Source organism: Erysipelothrix aquatica (genome assembly GCF_009828825.1).
GTDB lineage: Bacteria > Bacillota_I > Bacilli_A > Erysipelotrichales > Erysipelotrichaceae > Erysipelothrix > Erysipelothrix aquatica_A.
This window is the reverse complement of the sequence record NZ_WTTA01000002.1, coordinates 1-17,877: the sequence shown is the minus strand read 5'-3', so window position 1 is coordinate 17,877 and position 17,877 is coordinate 1. Positions and strand designations below refer to the sequence as shown.

The following is a 17,877-nucleotide window of genomic DNA, read 5'->3' as shown; positions in this document are numbered from 1 at the left end:
GTAAAGGTTTCTAAACTGGACGAATGTTACAGGATTTCATAAAATAAAAACACGTAAGTTTAAAATAAAGGAGTGGTGATGATGGAACAAAAAACATTTCGACCGAGCGTTGTCAAAAGTTGTCTGATACCATTCGGAATTCTTAGTATCGCATTCCATGGACTTGTGATTCTCGGATTTAGTTTTTTTATAATGGGTGGAATGAAAATTGGCTGGTCTTATGTCGTACATTTTCTAGTAAGTGAGAAGCTATTCCAATGGATTATTGTTCCCGTCACGATTGTGTATCTTTTACAGTGGGGATATGGGGTCGTATATGCTCGAAGAGCATCCATTCAATGCGATCACGACCAGATACGTATAAACACGATTTACAGGCACTATGATATTGCACATGCTACAATTGCCCATGTTTGGTTGACTGTGAGCGCTGCAGACCTTGGAACACGTTTATACGTTAAAGGAAAAGATAAGAAGTTATCAACAGTAATTCGGTTACGTCTGTATACGACCTATGATGTGCAAAAATTACGCGCTATACTTGAAAGTGTTTAAATCAAAAAATTCGTGAAGCTAAAATAAACCCTCATAAGTATGTGACGATGCATAACGACAATGTAAAACCTGGTAACGATCAGGTTTTTTTATAAGCAAATATCTTGCAACATATACCTATAGGGGTATAATGGAAATAGATACAGGAGGTCATGGTATGACAATACACATTACAAACAAAGATTTTGAAACACAAATTGCAGAAGGACTGACATTTATTGATTTTTGGGCAGAATGGTGCGGACCATGTCGTATGTTAGGTCCTGTAATTGATGAACTTTCAACAGAATTCGAAGGTAAAATCAAAGTAGCGAAAGTTAATATTGATGAAAACCCGGAAATAGCACAAGAGTTTGGTATCATGTCGATTCCAACAATGATTCTTTTTGAAAATGGAAAACCTGTCGAACAAATTCAAGGATTCCAACCTAAAAAAGCATTGCAAGAGTACCTGGAAAGTAAGATCTAGCAATGAGAGTTGTTGTAGTTGGAGGTGTTGCCGGAGGAATGTCCTTCGCAACCCGTTTTCGAAGACTTAACGAAAATGCAGAAATTATTGTTTTAGATAAAGGACCCTATGTTTCATTTGCAAACTGTGGACTACCTTATCATATTGGTGGTGAAATCGAGAGTCGTGATGATCTCATCGTCGTGTCACCAGAAACACTGAAAGCACGATTTCAGCTAGATATTCGTCCCAATCATGAAGTTGTCGCAATACATCCAGAAACTAAAACAGTAACGGTTATGAATGATGAAGAAACATTTGAACTAAGTTATGATAAATTACTTCTATCACCTGGAGCGAAACCGATTGTTCCACCAATTCCAGGTTTGGACAAGTCTAACAATATTTTTTCACTTCGCAATCTGCCTGATATGGATAAAATTGTGCGTCACATTGATCACAATGCGCCTCAAAAAGCAGTCGTAATTGGTGCCGGATTTATTGGTCTAGAGATGGCTGAAGTATTGAAACATCGTGGATTGGATGTCACAATTGTCGAAATGGCGCCGCAAATACTTGCGCCCTTAGATACTGAGATGGCTCAATTTGTGCGCGAAGAACTCGAAGCCAATGGAATTCAAGTACTTGTCGGTAAAGGTGCTCAGGAATTCAAGAATAATGGCAAAACGATTATTTTATCTGATGGTACTGACATTGAATCCGATTTAACGATTTTGTCAATTGGTGTTATGCCAGATACGGAGATTGCTCAAAAGGCTGGTATTGAAACTGGTTTTAAGGGAGGAATTCGGATTGATGAGTTCTTCCGGACGAATGTTCAGGATATCTATGCTGTGGGTGATGCAGTATTAGTCAAACATTTGATTACTCAAAAAGAGACGCTTATTTCACTTGCGTCACCTGCAAATCGTCAAGGGCGACAATCAGCGGATGCGATGTCGGGGCTTCCGCGTAAACATCGCGGTTCGTTAGGTACTTCGATTCTTCGTGCTTTCTCGATTGGTGCTGGAAGTACGGGTCTCAATGAACGCCAACTCCAAGCGTTAGGGTATCCATATGAATCGGTTCATATTACAGGAAAAAACCATGCAGGATACTTCCCCAATGCAACTGCGATTAACCTTAAATTAATCTTTAATCCACAAACTGGTGCAATTTATGGTGCACAAGCTGTGGGTGAAGATGGGGTTGATAAACGTATTGATGTTATTGCTACTGCGATTAAAGGTGGTATGACTGTTGAAGATCTTCCGGAATTAGAATTAACTTATGCACCACCATTTGGTACAGCGAAAGATGTTGTAAACATTGCTGGTTATGCAGCCCTAAACATTGTGGAAGGTTACTCGGAAGCCATTCAATGGGATGAAGTCGATCAGTATCGTAATCAAGGAGCATACCTTCTAGATGTTCGAGATGCTATGGAAGTGAAAGAAGATGGGGCACTTGACGGGTTTCATAATATTCCGTTAAACTATCTTCGCTGCCGCTTGCATGAAATTCCTGAAGATGTTGAGGTTATCGTTGCATGCCATAGTGGTCAACGTAGTTATTCAGCAATGCGTGTTTTAAAACAAGCGGGGTATAAAGCGAAGAATCTTGATGGAGCGTTTAAGTATCAAGCGCTGATGCACCCAAAATCCGTTTCTAAGGAGTGATAACGATGAAATGTGATAAGAACCTATTAAATCGCCTAAGTCGCGCAGAAGGGCAACTAAGGGGTATTACGAAGATGATGGAAGAAGGACGTCCTTGTGAAGATGTCCTAACACAGCTTACAGCTGTTCGTTCCAGTATTGACCGTTTGATGCGCTTAGTCGCAATTCAAAATCTCATGGAACATGTTGATGTTACGGATCAGACAAAAGTTGAATCTGCAGTCAATCTTCTTACTAAAGTTTAATACGTAAAAAAGACATCCACTTGGATGTCTTTTTTTTATGCTTTGAGTGTTTGAGCAAATTCAGTAATAAGTGGGTAAACGTTCATTTCTTCAATGAGAGATACTGCATCTTGCAGTGCTTTATCGTCATGGTTTAGAGAAGCATTTACTGCATCGACATAATCGATGATTTGCTTGTTGAGACCATTGACTTTACCAAGTGGTGTAATTGCATCAACAAACTGTTTGTCATGCGTTAATGCACTCAAGTGTGCGAGATATAATAACTTAAAACGTCCATTATCGTGCAGTCTTCCACCCATGACGCCTTCAAGATAATTCTGAATATCATGATTATTTGAACCGGTCAGAAACATTGATAGAGCTGTTGCATAATAGAAATCTGTAGAAATAAATGATTGTCTTAAAGCACTTGGAAAATTAGCAATAACATACTGAAAGACTTCACGTGCCCTGTCAGCATCCTTTTCTTCAAACAGGACATGGTATAGTTTTTCCCGATCCATTTCGGCTGCGAGTAAGTTAAAAACGATTGTGGCTGCAGCTAAGAAAAAAGCAAAGATAACGGTAATAATTGAGACAGAACCAGGTTGTCCGACATTATAGATTAAATATAAAAAACCAAGAATAATCACAACAAGTGATATGACTAAGCGTTTCATAATTGTTTTGATAAAGTTTTGAGCGATGTGTTCAGGTGTAGTCTCCATAATGACCTCCAATACTAATCTAATTATAACACAGAGAACCATAAAAAAAGAGCCGAAGCTCTTTATAATGATTCCTTAAATGCACGCCAACTTCCCTCTGGAAGGTAGATTGCCTCTTTTTCAAACTGTGTGTCCAAATGCTTACTTGTATAGACGTAAACATCTAGGATAGTTGTGGATCCATCTGCCAGTGTAATGGTTTTAGGAATCCGTGAATACTCATCATCTGCTTGACGATTATAGCCCTCCATCTTATCAATGGCTGGAAGAATTGCAGCTAAGTCTTTGACATGAATAACTTCACCATGAACGGTATCATCACCATCTAAGATTGCTGGATAGCCTTTATAAGGCATATCGTAAAGTTTTCCTTGAACTGTAGCAGGTTGAATGTCCAACACATGACCACGTAGATATTTTTCGTAGTTATGGAAGTTCTTCATGAGTGATCCATAAACAAACATGACATCAGACATTATGAAATTGCGCCACCTTGGACTTTAATGTCTTCTGCAGTTGTAACGGTTGTTGCAATTGCAATCTCCAATCCTTTTGAGATTTGTTCGATTGAAAGAGCTGGTGCTGTTGGTTTATCAACAACTTGTTGTGTTGCGAATGGAACATGAATAAATCCGCCACGAACATTTGGGAATTTTGTCTGAATTAAATATAGAAGTCCATACATTAAGTGGTTACATACAAATGTTCCCGCTGAATTTGAGACACTTGCAGGTAATCCTGCTTTTTTAATGTTGTTAACGATTGCTTTAATTGGCAACGATGCAAAGTATGCAGGAGCACCATCTTCACGAATTGCTTCGTCAATAGGTTGGTTTCCTTCATTATCTTTAATACGAGCGTCGTCTTCGTTAATCGCAACGCGTTCTGGTGTAATGCCGAAGCGACCACCAGCTTGTCCAACCGTAATGACATAATCAGGTTGGTGTTCTGTAATTGCTGCTTCTAAAACATCAATTGATTTCCCAAAAACTGTAGGTACTTCGAGTTTAATAACTTCGGCACCTTCAATTGTATCAGGTAATAATTTAACTGCTTCGTATGCAGGGTTCATGGCTTCTCCGCCAAATGGATCAAATCCAGTAATAAGTACTTTCATTGGTTTACCTCCTCTAGAATGCTAAGAAATACATAAGGAAAATATGTACTACTAATAGTATTATAGCAAATGGTGCTTGGAACTTGATAACAGAATACTCATTTTTTGTTTCTAACAGTGTTGCTGAAAGAATATTAAAGTTTGCTGCCATTGGTGTTAGAAGTGTTCCACAGAACCCAGCAGTCATGGCAATCGCACTTGCAATGATTGGATCACCACCAGCTGCAAAGACGAAAGGAATCCCGATTCCAGCAGTGATAACTGTAAATGCTGCGAATGCGTTACCCATAATCATTGTGAAAAGGGCCATCCCAACACAATATGCAATGACGCCTAAGAATGCGTTACCTTGGGGAATTACGCCTCCAAGAAGTGTTCCAATTAAGTCACCGACACCTGCCGATGTAAAGACAACACCAAGAGCACCTAAAAGCTGAGGAAGGATTGCTGTTGACCCCATGGTACGCATTAAGCGTGTTCCATCAGCTGCGGCAGTCTTAATTGGTGCTTTTGTTATAATGAAGACTGTTGCCAACCCGATGGCTGCTGAAAGACCAATCGCGATATAACCAAGGTTTCCAGAAGATACTGTACTTGGCGCAATCATTGGTAATAATGTTGAAAGTGCAAAGGCACCGATAGCGATCATTACGGATGGTAAGAAAATTAAAGTACCAATACGTCCAGATTGTTCATCACGAAATGATTGAGCAATTTGTTCGATATCTCCAACATTTACAGATTTTGTAATTGAGAAGACACCAAGTGACAAGACAAGAATTCCGTTGATTGCATTTGGAATTTTAGGTCCAAAAATAAAGAGAACAGCTAAGATAGTCCAGAAACTAAATGCTCCGTAACGACGAACATCTTCTGTTGAACGATATACGTTTATTGCTGTAGCGAAGAGTATAAATCCAATGAGGATATACCACATTTCTAAAAAGAGTGCCCAAAAATCCATTATTTCTTACCTCCTGATTTAATTTTACGATCAAGGAGCGCCATTTGAACACCACCAAGTAAAATTGCGCTTATGAAGACTGGCATGGACCATGCTGAAATTCCAGCGTTGGATACACCATGAATACCTGCATCTGTAAGGGTCGAAACAATTAAGTTAACACCACTACTTGCAGGGAATAAGTTTTGCCCGAAGAAGTTACCATAGTTTTCTGCTGCGGCTGCTGCACCTTTAACGGTGTCTGCTTCCACATCATTGAGCGGTACGCCACCTCGATCGGCGATTGCTGCCCCTTCCGCCATTGGATGAATTAATGGACGAATGAACTGTGGATGCCCCCCTAAACGTAACGATAAGGCTGCGGCTGTCTGACGAATAACTTGGTATAACCAAATAACGCGTCCAGCGGTTAGTGCGCTCATGCGTTGGATTAGAGCAACTGCTTGCTCACGTAATCCGTAACGTTCACTCATACCGACAACAGGTAAGGTAAGAATGAAAATACTCATACCTCGGTTTCTCACAAATTGAGAACCAAGCGTCTCGAGAATTTCCATAAAATTCATGCCGCCAATTAATGCAGTTACGACTGCAGCGACAAGAACGACTGCAATTGAATCAAGCTTCATTGCGAAACCGACAATAATAATACCGATTCCAACAAGGAGCCATAAATTAACATCTGCCATGCTTTTTTCTCCTTTATATTCTATTTATCTTTGGTTAATTATATCTAGTATCTTGGTTTCTTACAACCGGATTATGTAAGATTATGCTATTCTATGAAATATTTTATGAAAAAATCTGAAACAAATACTAAAAGAATATCGGTTCCTATATATTCCTTAACATTATTATATAGAATTCATATATGAGAGGATGTGAAGAGACTTTCAAAGAAAAACTTAACCAAAAATACATCAAACATTACATATTGACTGAATTATGCTAAAATAAGAAGTAGTGATTAGAGAAAGAGGTGTTTATTATTAACGAAGAAAAATTGACTCAGGTCGAAGACAAAGAAGAAGAAACAAAACAACCAGGTTACTCACGCAATGATTTTGGTTGGGAAAGTCTTGCTTCTGTAGAAGAGTCACGCCAAAACCAATTGATTTCCGAAGTTTACAGTATTATGAATACAGGTGACGATGAGAAACTGGAATTCATTAAGCGTGAATGGGATTCGCTATCAGAGGAAGGCATCGATGCTGCCCTTGAAACGCGCTTCACCCAAGCAATTCATCGTTACGAAACGCGCCAAGAGCGTCTTGAAGAAGCTCAATCTATCAAACATGAACTGATTGAAAAAGCTGATAAAGTCAAAGATTCAACAGACTGGAACAAGACTTCCACTTATTTACAGGAGTTGCAAAACGAATGGAAAGAAGCTGGATTTGCGGGGCAAGATATTGATCAGGATTTATGGGAGAAATTCCGTGCTATCAATGACCATTTCTTCGACAAGCGCAGTAAACATTACGAGCAACTAACAGAAGATCGTAAAGATACCCGTGCATTGAAAGAACAATTAATCGTTGAAGCAGAAACATTAAAGGATTCGACAGACTGGAAGAAAACATCCACAGATATGCGTAACTTGATGACACGTTGGAAACAAGCAGGATTTGCTGGACGTGAATTCGAAGATGAACTCTGGGAACGTTTCAATACTGCTCGTCAGTATTTCTACCAACAACAACGCGTCTTCTTTGACGAAATGCGTGAAACACAAGGTGAAGCTCGCAAAGCCAAAGAAGCTATCATTACACGTGCTGAGGCATTGGTACAGTCGTTCCATGATGCAACACAACGTTCCGAAATGGAAGCAATGTTTGAAGAGTGGAAAAAAGCAGGTCATAGTGGTCGCGAATTTGAAGAGAAGTTGTGGAACCAATTCCGCGCCATTCAAGATGATTTCTACGATCGTTTCAAAAAACGTGAACAAAGCCGTCGCGAAGCAACAATAGCGGATGCAGAAAATCAAATCGAAGATTTAGATGCACGTATCTCGGCACTTGAAAGTATCAATGATAAAATTGAAGCAAAACTCTCAAGTCTTGAAGGTCAACTTGCAAGTAATGACTCCGATGCAATTCGTGAAGAAGTTGCCGCATTGAAACAAACACTTGCCGATAACAATCAAAAACTCGACGAGTATACACAAGAATACAATAAGTTAGACAGCCAACTTAACCGCTTCTAATCTTAAAAACACAAAGGGTATATTTCCGCGGAAATATACCTTTTGTGTATGAAAGTGTGGTTTAATAATTGCAGAGGTGACCTATGAAGAAAATTCTTAAAATGGTTTTACTATATTTTGTACTTATTGGACTTGGTTTGTATGGTGGCTTAATGATTGGCTATCTTGCTGCCGAGGCCGATTATTCAATTTGGCTTTTATTAGGTGTTGGCGGTATCGCCGTTGTCATTAGTCTGTTGATTCATCTTCTTATTCATGAGTTTGGACATCTAGTGTTTGGTAAGCTAAGTGGTTATGACTTTGTGTCATATCGAGTCGGAAGCCACATGCTTCAAAAATCGAAGGGTGTTTATAGCTACAAACGTTATCAAATACCGGGAACCGGTGGTCAATGTTTGATGAGTCCATCAGGACTTCCTGAAACCTACCCGTACGCAATGTATAACTGGGGTGGCGTTATTTTTAATGGCTTTGCGAGCTTCATCGCCCTACTTATTTTCCTTAGTTTCTCAAATCTTATGGTGAAGTATGTCGCAACTATATTTATCATTATGGGAATATTTCTAGCGATTATGAATAGTGTTCCAATGAAAAATGGTACATCTGATGGTAGCAATTTGGCGGCTATTAAAGCGAATCCCAAAGCACGGGAAGCCTTGTGGTATGTGCTTAAGCAAAATGAGCTATTTGTTGCAGGGGAAACACTCAATACGATTGACAAGCGATTCGTGCCTTTGTTTGATAAACAAGATGTGAAAGATGGCTTAACGATGAATGCATATGTGAATGCTGTATTTGCATCGGCCCGCAATTTATCACCACTTCAAAAACTAGAATATTATGATGAGTTAGTTACTGACGATCTTCCGTACATTCCTGTACTTAAAGGTGCATTTGACCTGGAGTATCACACGCAACAAATGCTTGCTACTGATACGATACCAACTGCAAGTAGAGAATTGGAAATTATCTTAAAAGGGATGAAACACACACCTGAAGTCATTGTGTATCAGTATCTAAAAGTAAGAGGAACAGAAAAAGCGCGATCACAGGCACTTGCGACCTTAGAAAAAATGCGTAAGACATACCCTTATGTCGGAAATGTAACAGAAGCGGAAACACTGATTCAAAAGTATTAAAAAACCCCAAGTTGCTTTGCAACTGGGGTTCTTTTTATGAAGCGGCTTGAACAGGTTCTTCGATTGCACCTTCTCGTGTTGCCACGATTACGGTTGCTGTTGCAGATCCTGTAACGTTTGCCATCGTACGTGCCATATCGACAATAGCCGAAATTGGTGACAAGACAAAGATAATTTCAATAGGTAATCCAGCAGCTGTTAGTACGGCAGTTGCTGCAATGGTTGCAGTTCCAGGTACTCCGGCTGTTCCTAAACCAACGACAACTGTATAAACAATCAATAATAAGTATTGTTGCGTTGTGAATGGAATACCTAAAGCGTTAATACTAAATACGGCGAGTAAAACTGGCCACATTCCAGTACATGCCGGCATACCGACATTGGCTCCCAGACCGGCAACAAATCCTGCGATATCATCTTTGACACCAAGTTTTGTTGTGACTTGGTCGATGACGACTGGAACCGTTCCGATACTGCTTTGTGATGTAAAGGCAACCACTTGAGCAGGCCAAATTGCTTTAAAGAAACGAATTGGATTCATTTTTGCAAATACACTAATTAACGTACCGTGAACAACAAAGGCTTGGAAGAAACTAATCGCATAGGCAATCACAATAATCATTGCGAATGATGCGAGATCTTTTCCACCATCACGCGTGGGAACGTTAGCAATGTAGGCAACAACAGCGAATGGTGTTAGTGCGATAATTGATTTAACAACGCGATACGTAAGTTTGTTAGCAGATTCAAAGAATTGAATCATTGGGCTTGCGCCCTCAGGATCCTTGGTGTTAAATTTGACCAATGCCACACCGACCATTACCGAGAAAATAATAATCGGAATAATTTGGTTCTTTGCAACATGATTGACCAAGTTACTTGGGAAGAATCCGACAATTGTATCTATAAAAGTTGGAACTTCACGAGCAACATAATCTGTTGGCAATGAAATGGTGAATCCAGAACCAAGTTTGAGGCTAGTAGCTACAATTAATGTAATTGTACTTGCAATCAATGTATTGAGAAGTAACCAAAATACTGATCGAAAACCTAGCGTTTTAAGACGGGTAATACTGTTAAGTGACGCGATACTTGAAATAATACTGAAGAATAGTAGCGGCGCCACAATTGCATAAATTAATTGTGTAAAGATTGTTCCAAATGGTGTGACGTATTGTGTATTCCCTTGAAATACAAATCCGATTACCAATCCGAAGCCCATCGCAATAATCGTGCGAAGCCCGAAATTCACACGTTTCTTACGCAAATGTTGAAGAAATGCAAACACCACGAGCGTCGTCGCGAATGCGATCCATGGTAAGTATGTAGACATAATAAAATTCTCTCCTCCTTATAAAAAAAGATGTCGCATGACATCTCAAGAATTCTCTTATCTGTGCAAGAGATTAAATGTGTCATGCAAAAAATTACACTTTCGTGTTCCCGTTATAGATTGAAAATGTACAGCAGCATAGATTTTCCATTTTGATCCCCTTTATGCCTAAAACATATTAAACATATATGTAATACATGTTTCGTTGTAATCATATAGAATGTATCGAAAGTTGTCAACACATTTACTCTTCAAAACGAAGTTTGTTATAATAGCCACAATAAGGAGAACTTGTATGAAACAAATTATTGTAATTGGAGGTGGTCCATCAGGGATGATGGCAGCAATCTCATCTAAAGAACATTGGCCAGAAGCTAATGTAATTTTACTTGAACGTAATGAACGTTTGGGAAAAAAATTACGTTTAACAGGCGGAGGCCGATGCAACGTTACCGCAGATGTCGATGTTCAAGAAGTAATAAAATATGTCCCGAAAAATGGAAAATTCCTAAATAGTGCGCTCAACAACTTTAATCCCCAAGATATTCAAGCCTTTTTTGAAGCGAACGGGTGCCCATTAAAAAAGGAAGATCACGAACGAATGTTTCCAGCATCGAATAAATCACACTCAATCGTCGATGCTTTACAATCACGATTAGAAGCATTAGGGGTAGACATTCGACTGCACAGTTATGTAGAAAGCCTTGACTCTCATGCACGTATTGTAACTGTGAATGGCAAAGATGTCCGTTATGATGCTCTCATTTTAGCAACGGGAAGTCGTTCTTTATCAGGTACAGGTTCAGACGGAAATGGCTATGTCCTTGCATCCTCATTTGGTCATACGATTACAGATTTGTTACCAGCCGAAGTACCGCTCGTTTCAAATGATGTCTTCATCCAAGAAAAAGCACTTCAAGGCTTATCCTTTCATGATGTTGTTTTAAATGTTCATCAAGGCAAAAAAATTAAAAAAGCAATTACCCACGATTTACTTTTTACACATTTTGGTTTATCAGGACCAGCAGCCCTTCGCGGAAGTTTTTATGTACAACAAGTCCTTGAAAAAGAGACACCCGTAAGGCTAACGATTGATTTTTTGAAAGATGTAAGTATCGATACACTAATGCAAGCAGAAGATATTGAAGCGTTTGCGCTTGAAGCGGGTGTACCCAAACGACTGTTAGCGTTTATCAAAGAGCAAGCAAGTAATAAAAATATGATAATTGACTATCTTAAACGGTTTCCAATGACTACGTACGAAACTCGAGGTTTCTCTCATGCTTTCGTAACAAACGGCGGTATATCATTAAAAGAAATTAATCCCAAAACACTAAAATCAAAACTAGATCCACATATCTCATGTATTGGTGAGTTGCTAGATTATAATGCGTTCACTGGTGGATTCAATATTACGTCTGCCTTTGCTACAGGATTTACCGCAGGTAAATATGCATTAGATATCGAAGCATAGTTTCATAAACATTTCGCAAGGACTGCATTGGGTTATGGTATAGTTTTTACACTGAAAAAAGGAGAGCATTATGTTTGGACGACACAGTGGTCCAGGTTGGATTCCGACCGGAATCCTTATCTATATACCACTTTACCTTATCGTGTATTATACGATCTTACGTCACAAAAATACGTCTCAGAAAATTACTGGTTCGATACTATTGCTTTACGTCTTACTTGTGTTTGATGTTACACAATTTCCATTTCCATGGGGTAAAGAAGCACAACTCCATGTACTTGAAGCGCATCGTTTCCGCTACAATGTAAAGCCTTTGAACAATTTGTATTGGAACTTGTGGGTAGATTTTCAACCACGATACCTTGTCGAAAATTTTTTGAACATTGCTATTTTTGTGCCCATTGGCTTTCTCATGGGACGTTATCTTAAAGGTCAAAATAAACCTTTCATAAAAACGATGGGATTTGTCATAGCATTTACGTTAACGATTGAGCTGCTTCAATTAGCGGGAATGTATTATGGTTTTAATGTTCGCATCTTCGATGTTGATGATCTCATCATGAATACACTTGGTGGACTCATTGGTTATGGTCTGTGGATTCTTGTGGTGTGTGGCCGAAAGTTGAAAAAAGAAAAATAAAAAATGTTGGAGATTAAATCCAACATTTTTTATACTTTACGTGATTGGTAAAGTTTAATGACAATTAAGATTGCAATCGCAATCGCAGCAGATGTGATAATCAATGATTGCCATGAACCAAATACGCTAATCGCAATATAGTTCATAATCAAGATTACAAGTGCAAGTACACCCGTAATAATATAAAACTGTTTGGGTGTTGTTTTGAATATTTTTTCGATAAATTTTGTTTTCGCATCTAAGTAATACGCCCCCACAAAGAATAAAATTGCGACAACAAGCATAATCAAATTCACTTGGAAAAATTCCATAATAAGCCCCTCCTATTAAGGACATTATAGCGAAGTCGGAAAGCACTTTCCATACAAATAAATTAAAAATAACATCAACAAAATAAAAACTGTGAAAAACTTCTCAAGCCTTGTCCAAACATGGTAGGATAGTATTAGAAAATAGTGGGAGGGACTATGAAAAAAATATTGATCAGTGCATTAATTGCACTCTTAGTTTTAACGGGTTGTACGACAAAACCTAAGAGCGTTGGTGGAACGGATACACCCAATGCTGAATTCACAGCATACCTAGATGAACTCTTGCCGGAGTTTGTAGATCCAGAGGACTTTTCAATCAATCTAATGTTTGAAAATCCAGCAACATACGGCATCGAAAGTAAAGATTACAAATTGGATTTTGTAAGTGAAGAAGACTATAAGGAAGCTGCAAAAACATCCAAAGAAGTATTGGACGAAGTGAAGGGCTTTGATGATGCAACGCTATCACCACAGCAACAACTTGATAAAAAAGTAATTGTGCAACACCTTGAAGATATTGTTGCGTTACAAGACTATTACGATTTTAGTGTCGGGTCGTCCGTCCTTGGATACAGTCGTAACTTGATGGGTTCATTCCCAGCATATCTTGAAATTTACGAATTTAGAACAGAACAAGATTTAAATGGATACTTTACATTGTTGGAATCGCTGCCAGAAACGATTTCAAAATATATTCAGTTGGAAAGAGACCGCCAAACACGTTCAACAGGATTTACCCAGTATGAATTAACTGAAATGGCTCGGGTAAGTGGTGTGACGGCTCAGCAAATTGCACAACCAGACTACTACTTAATTGCCTATATGAATGAGAAAATCGATGGTGCTACATTCTTAGATGCATCGCAAAAAGAAACTGCAAAGGCAAGAAGTCAGGCTTTAATTACCAAACAACTTTATGAAAGTTACCAAATGATGGCAACGGAACTAGGTGCCATCCAAGTTACAGATACAACTCTAGCAGGAATGAGCACGCGTCCAAATGGTAAGGCATTCTACGAAGAACTCTTACAACAAGAAACTGGTAAACGATCGACCGTTAAAGAAATTTTACGTTTTACCGAAAAATCGCAACAAGCAGCTGTTGAAACCTTATATTTATCAAATGAGTATACAACTGAAGAGCGTGATCGTTATATGGAACTCATGATGGCTGAATCGTTTGGCAATTATGAAAATGGTGAAGCTCTTTTAGAAGATATTCATGCGTCGTTCGGGGAAGATTTCCCAACGATTCCAATGCCATTCTATGAGCTGCGTAAGGTGCATCCTTCGATTTCCGAATCGTCTGCCCCTGCGTTTTACTTCTCACCACCAGTTGACTACACTGGAGATGAAGCACAAGTTATATATATCAATGGAGAGTTTGATAACAGTCTCTATACAACATATGCTCACGAAGGAATTCCAGGGCACATGTATCAATTTAGCTACTTTAAAACATTGAAAGACATGCACCCGATCCGCTCTCTTATTTCGCCAGCAAACAGTGCCGAAGGATGGGCTAATTATGCTGAAAAGTTGGCGGTAAAATATGTTCATGATGAAAAATTCGAAGCGTTTTACAACGCCTACATGACATTGATCGAAACGATTCATATCCGTGCTGACATCGGTATTCATTACGAAGGTTGGACTATGGAACAATTTGATACATACATGTCTGATTTCTTCACATTGGATGAAGCAGGACTGGAATCATTCTATTACCAGATAATTCAAACACCAGCAGTTTACCCAACATATTATTTAAGCAACCTCTATATTAGGGATCTTAAGAAGACAACCAAAGAGGCCTTAGGGTCACAGTATTCTGAAGTTGAATTCCACAAAGTATTGCTTGATAGTGGTGCTGCTTCCATGGATATCATGGAACAACAAATGCAAGCATATATTAAAACAAAGAAAAAGTGAGATAATTCTCACTTTTTTACTGTAAGACAATGCGTTGAACAGATTTTAGCGTTGTGAATCCATATAAACCATATGCGAACATAAAGCCAAGGGTAACGATGATTGCAATTAAGGGACTAGAAGGCGCTAAACCTCCAAGAGATAAGGTAAGGTTGGCGGCTTTGATACCGACAACAGCATGCACCAATGCGATAATTAAAGGTAACGCAAAATAAAGAGTGAGTTGGGTGGTTATTGATTGGAGTTTCACCGATTCCTCAACCCCAATCTTGGTAAGAATGCTATAACGATGGATGTTGTCGCTCGCTTCTGAAAGTTGTTGGAGTGCCAATAATACGCAACTACAAATTAGGAAGACAGCGCCAATGTAGAAACCAAGGTAGGTGAATAGTAGTTCGGTACCTGCCATTTCTAGTTCCACATCACGTGCTGAAACAAGTTGTGTTCCATCGGGAACGTGTGTAGATAGGGTATCTTGCAGGGTAGCAATTGATTGTATATCGTGGGTATTGATGTTGGTGTAGTATGTAGGTGTAAGTTGGGGCTCGAGTTGCTGGAATGTTGTATCACTCACAACAATTTTAAGTGAGTTCATTAAAGCACTGTTCGTTAATCTTAAATCTGAAACGGCAGTTGCCACAGAGTCTGTTAATCCATATTTGCTAAAGTCAGGTGTTTCTACTGGTAAATTGGGGTGTTTGTAGAATGCAAACTGATTGTCTAAAAGTTGAATAGGTTGCTGGTGATCCCGTCTTAAACTTTGGTTTGCGTCATGTTGAGCAATAAATATTACAGGATAAATTACTTTGTCTGATGCATTACCATTAAGAACGTAAAACTGATAGCTGTCTTTTATTTGGGAGGTATCAAAATCGTTGAGATCAAAGGGTTGTGTATGGGTTGCTGCGATATCGTAGGCGATCATTGAATCTTTGAATTGTGCGAGTACATTATTCAAATTGAAAGCAGTGACCAATGCGGTTATGGCAGTTAAAAGCATAAGACATATGATACTCATCGAACGATATGTTGTACTAATTTTTGATGATAGTTGTCGAAAATTAAAGGCATTTAAACCTGAGTAGTAGTGATTTTCGAAGTGCTGCACACTCTGTAGAAGAAAGCCAGATAAGGCTTTGAAGAGCAATAAGGTTCCAATCGCACCGACAACGATTACTGACACCATCTGATTTAAGATACCATAAGGTTGTAACGAGATGGTGTATGAGTAAGCAATACATGATACACCAAGGACTAGCAAGAGCACTGTTGTGCGCGTGCGTGGTGCCTTGATGGATTCGTTTTGTCGATGTGCTGTCAACATATCAAGTAATGTAAAACGACCAAGGATGAGCGTATTAAAACAAATAACAACAGTGTAAATTGCACTGAAAATTAGGGTCGTTGTGAAAAGCGCAGGCACCGAAAAAATGAAAGTATAAGAAGCATTAACACTGAGAATTGAAGCACTAAACATGGCCATGACTTGTGATAATCCAATTCCAATCGTGAAGCCGACGATAAGCGAGGCAAGCGCTGCAATCAATGTTTCGAAAAATAGAATGATTCTGATTTTTCGAATTGGCATGCCCATTAAAGTATACAAACCCAATTCTTGTTTTCGACGGCGAATCAGAAACTGATTGGCATAGATAATTAATAGCGCAAAGACGACGCTAATAATTACGGACATTGTATTCAAAACCATGATTAGGGAAGCAACTGCGGTTCCTTGGGATGGGTCGAGCTCAAGAATGCTCGACTGCATTTCAAACGACCGTAGTAAATAAAGTAAAACTACAGAAAAGGTAAGTGTCACAAAGTAAAGACTGTAGTCTTTGTAGCTTTTGCGAACATTACGAAAAGCAAGTTGAAGATAAGATGTCATGGAAATTCCTCCTACGTCCTATGATACGAGAATGTAGCTGAATTATTGAGTGAACTATCGTACAACTTGCTTACAGTATTGTAAGATGAACCAACTTGGTTATTTGTAAAGTGTATGACTGATGAGCTCAAGTAAAAAGTCAATATCCTCATCACCATGTCGTAGTGATTCTAAGAAATTACGAACGACAAAAGCATTAAACTTTTCTCTGGTAAAATTATCATTCCAAATACTTGAATTCTGGTAAACATCAGCATCTAACGCTTGCCTAAAAATGTCTTCAATTGCTTTGAGATTGCGGTGGTGTGTTTCTATTGTACGCTTGCGATCATCTTCAGAAATTGTACGGTAGTATCCAATGAAGATCGAATGGTAAATACGCGCGTGATAGGAAGCTTTTACAAACGACTCTTTAAGCATCGTTGTATAACGATTGTAGTGGTTGAGCTTTCCAAGATCACCAATCATTACCTTGTCCCAAAATTCATTAATTACTTCAATGGTAAGGTCGTTTTTAGATTCAAAGTAATTATATACAGAACCAACTGAAACATCAGCGTCTTTAGCAACGCGACGGATACTTAAAGCATCCAAACCATCGGTAAAAACAATGTGACGTGCGACATCAATAAGGGCTTGTTTACTAATTGTACTTTTCTTCATAGAATCACCATCCTGAACTTCGTTCATTATAGAACTCATTCGAAAACTTGTCAAATAAAACGGTTACTGTATACTTAAAGCGTAAAGGAGATTATCAATGACATATCCAAGTTGCCCACAGTGTAATGAAAACTATACGTATGAGGATCGTGGCATGTTTGTTTGCCCAATGTGTGCTCACGAGTGGTCTGAGAATGAAGCCATGGCTGAAGATGTTATCCGTGATGCTCATGGATCCATTCTTAATGACGGTGATTCAATAATAATCATCAAAGATTTAAAAGTTAAAGGCGCGTCTGCTCCTTTAAAGCAAGGGACAAAAGTGAAAAACATCAAGCTTGTAGAAGGTGATCATAATATTGATTGCCGAATCGAAGGTTTTGGTGCGATGAGTCTCAAATCTGAATTTGTAAAGAAAGCATAAAAAAAGTTCCTTACGGAACTTTTTTCCTAAATTCAAGTCTCAACCGCACCACCAAGGTGCGGTTGTTTTTGTATAATAAAAGGAGCCCACCCGACTAAAAGGAGCTCCCATATGAAGTATAAGCAATTAAATAAAAAAATAAAAGACCA

At 38.8% G+C, this 17,877-nt stretch carries 19 protein-coding genes; 10 read left to right on the top strand and 9 right to left on the bottom strand.

Translation table 11 applies throughout. The features are described 5' to 3' along the window. Positions 1-81: 81 nt before the first annotated feature. The 4 genes from GVV22_RS03170 to GVV22_RS03155 all read left to right on the top strand — a co-directional run bounded on the left by GVV22_RS03170 (position 82) and on the right by GVV22_RS03155 (position 2,927). Complete coding sequence (locus GVV22_RS03170) at positions 82-555, top strand: hypothetical protein (protein ID WP_159648731.1); 474 nt, start codon at positions 82-84, stop codon at positions 553-555. Positions 556-712: 157 nt separating this feature from the next. Next, positions 713-1,024: a thioredoxin gene (gene trxA, locus GVV22_RS03165; RefSeq protein WP_159648730.1), complete on the top strand. Its 312-nt coding sequence runs from the start codon at positions 713-715 to the stop codon at positions 1,022-1,024. A gap of 2 nt (positions 1,025-1,026) precedes the next feature. Then, positions 1,027-2,682 carry an FAD-dependent oxidoreductase gene (locus tag GVV22_RS03160; RefSeq protein ID WP_159648729.1) on the top strand — a complete coding sequence of 552 codons (1,656 nt, stop codon included), beginning with the start codon at positions 1,027-1,029 and terminating at the stop codon, positions 2,680-2,682. 5 nt (positions 2,683-2,687) lie between these two features. Next, positions 2,688-2,927: a metal-sensing transcriptional repressor gene (locus tag GVV22_RS03155; protein WP_159635488.1), complete on the top strand. Its 240-nt coding sequence runs from the start codon at positions 2,688-2,690 to the stop codon at positions 2,925-2,927. Between the two features lie 35 nt (positions 2,928-2,962). Here the strand turns inward: GVV22_RS03155 and GVV22_RS03150 are convergent, their stop codons facing one another. The 5 genes from GVV22_RS03150 to GVV22_RS03130 form a co-directional block, all read right to left on the bottom strand. After that, on the bottom strand, positions 2,963-3,637 hold the full coding sequence (locus GVV22_RS03150; protein ID WP_159648728.1) for a hypothetical protein: 675 nt from the start codon (positions 3,635-3,637) through the stop codon (positions 2,963-2,965). Positions 3,638-3,699: 62 nt separating this feature from the next. Further along, positions 3,700-4,113 (bottom strand): gamma-glutamylcyclotransferase family protein, encoded by a 414-nt coding sequence (locus GVV22_RS03145; protein ID WP_159648727.1) that lies wholly within the window; start codon positions 4,111-4,113, stop codon positions 3,700-3,702. Beyond that, positions 4,113-4,754 carry a pyroglutamyl-peptidase I gene (pcp, locus tag GVV22_RS03140; RefSeq protein WP_159648726.1) on the bottom strand — a complete coding sequence of 214 codons (642 nt, stop codon included), beginning with the start codon at positions 4,752-4,754 and terminating at the stop codon, positions 4,113-4,115. The genes GVV22_RS03145 and pcp overlap by 1 nt, the downstream gene beginning before the upstream one ends. A 13-nt stretch (positions 4,755-4,767) precedes the next feature. After that, a complete protein-coding gene (locus GVV22_RS03135; protein ID WP_159648725.1) occupies positions 4,768-5,718 on the bottom strand; it encodes a DUF979 domain-containing protein in 951 nt (316 codons plus the stop codon). Continuing rightward, entirely contained in the window at positions 5,718-6,407 is a 690-nt protein-coding gene (locus GVV22_RS03130) for a DUF969 domain-containing protein (protein WP_159635473.1), read from the bottom strand. The genes GVV22_RS03135 and GVV22_RS03130 overlap by 1 nt, the downstream gene beginning before the upstream one ends. 290 nt (positions 6,408-6,697) lie before the next feature. Between GVV22_RS03130 and GVV22_RS03125 the strand changes: the two genes are divergently transcribed. Together GVV22_RS03125 and GVV22_RS03120 are read left to right on the top strand one after the other, a co-directional pair. Beyond that, on the top strand, positions 6,698-7,924 hold the full coding sequence (locus GVV22_RS03125; protein WP_159648724.1) for a DUF349 domain-containing protein: 1,227 nt from the start codon (positions 6,698-6,700) through the stop codon (positions 7,922-7,924). Between the two features lie 83 nt (positions 7,925-8,007). Further along, entirely contained in the window at positions 8,008-9,063 is a 1,056-nt protein-coding gene (locus tag GVV22_RS03120) for a hypothetical protein (RefSeq protein WP_159648723.1), read from the top strand. A 34-nt stretch (positions 9,064-9,097) separates the two neighbouring features. On the opposite strand, the gene GVV22_RS03115 is transcribed toward GVV22_RS03120, so the two are convergent. Beyond that, complete coding sequence (locus GVV22_RS03115) at positions 9,098-10,396, bottom strand: dicarboxylate/amino acid:cation symporter (RefSeq protein ID WP_159648722.1); 1,299 nt, start codon at positions 10,394-10,396, stop codon at positions 9,098-9,100. Between the two features lie 295 nt (positions 10,397-10,691). On the opposite strand from GVV22_RS03115, the gene GVV22_RS03110 reads away from it, so the two are divergent. Continuing rightward, on the top strand, positions 10,692-11,870 hold the full coding sequence (locus GVV22_RS03110) for an NAD(P)/FAD-dependent oxidoreductase (RefSeq protein ID WP_159648721.1): 1,179 nt from the start codon (positions 10,692-10,694) through the stop codon (positions 11,868-11,870). Positions 11,871-11,940: 70 nt separating this feature from the next. Next, positions 11,941-12,510: a VanZ family protein gene (locus GVV22_RS03105; RefSeq protein WP_159648720.1), complete on the top strand. Its 570-nt coding sequence runs from the start codon at positions 11,941-11,943 to the stop codon at positions 12,508-12,510. A gap of 29 nt (positions 12,511-12,539) precedes the next feature. Here GVV22_RS03105 and GVV22_RS03100 read toward each other — a convergent pair whose 3' ends face one another. Continuing rightward, positions 12,540-12,821: a hypothetical protein gene (locus tag GVV22_RS03100; RefSeq protein ID WP_159648719.1), complete on the bottom strand. Its 282-nt coding sequence runs from the start codon at positions 12,819-12,821 to the stop codon at positions 12,540-12,542. Between the two features lie 156 nt (positions 12,822-12,977). On the opposite strand from GVV22_RS03100, the gene GVV22_RS03095 reads away from it, so the two are divergent. After that, positions 12,978-14,753, top strand: a complete 1,776-nt coding sequence (locus GVV22_RS03095; RefSeq protein ID WP_159648718.1) for a DUF885 domain-containing protein — start codon at positions 12,978-12,980, stop codon at positions 14,751-14,753. Positions 14,754-14,769: 16 nt separating this feature from the next. Here GVV22_RS03095 and GVV22_RS03090 read toward each other — a convergent pair whose 3' ends face one another. Both GVV22_RS03090 and GVV22_RS03085 read right to left on the bottom strand, forming a co-directional pair. Continuing rightward, positions 14,770-16,641 carry an FtsX-like permease family protein gene (locus tag GVV22_RS03090; protein ID WP_159648717.1) on the bottom strand — a complete coding sequence of 624 codons (1,872 nt, stop codon included), beginning with the start codon at positions 16,639-16,641 and terminating at the stop codon, positions 14,770-14,772. Between the two features lie 99 nt (positions 16,642-16,740). After that, entirely contained in the window at positions 16,741-17,304 is a 564-nt protein-coding gene (locus GVV22_RS03085) for a TetR/AcrR family transcriptional regulator (RefSeq protein WP_159648716.1), read from the bottom strand. A gap of 97 nt (positions 17,305-17,401) precedes the next feature. Between GVV22_RS03085 and GVV22_RS03080 the strand changes: the two genes are divergently transcribed. Then, positions 17,402-17,728, top strand: coding sequence for a zinc ribbon domain-containing protein YjdM (locus GVV22_RS03080; RefSeq protein ID WP_159648715.1), 327 nt, complete (start codon positions 17,402-17,404; stop codon positions 17,726-17,728). Positions 17,729-17,877 lie beyond the last annotated feature (149 nt).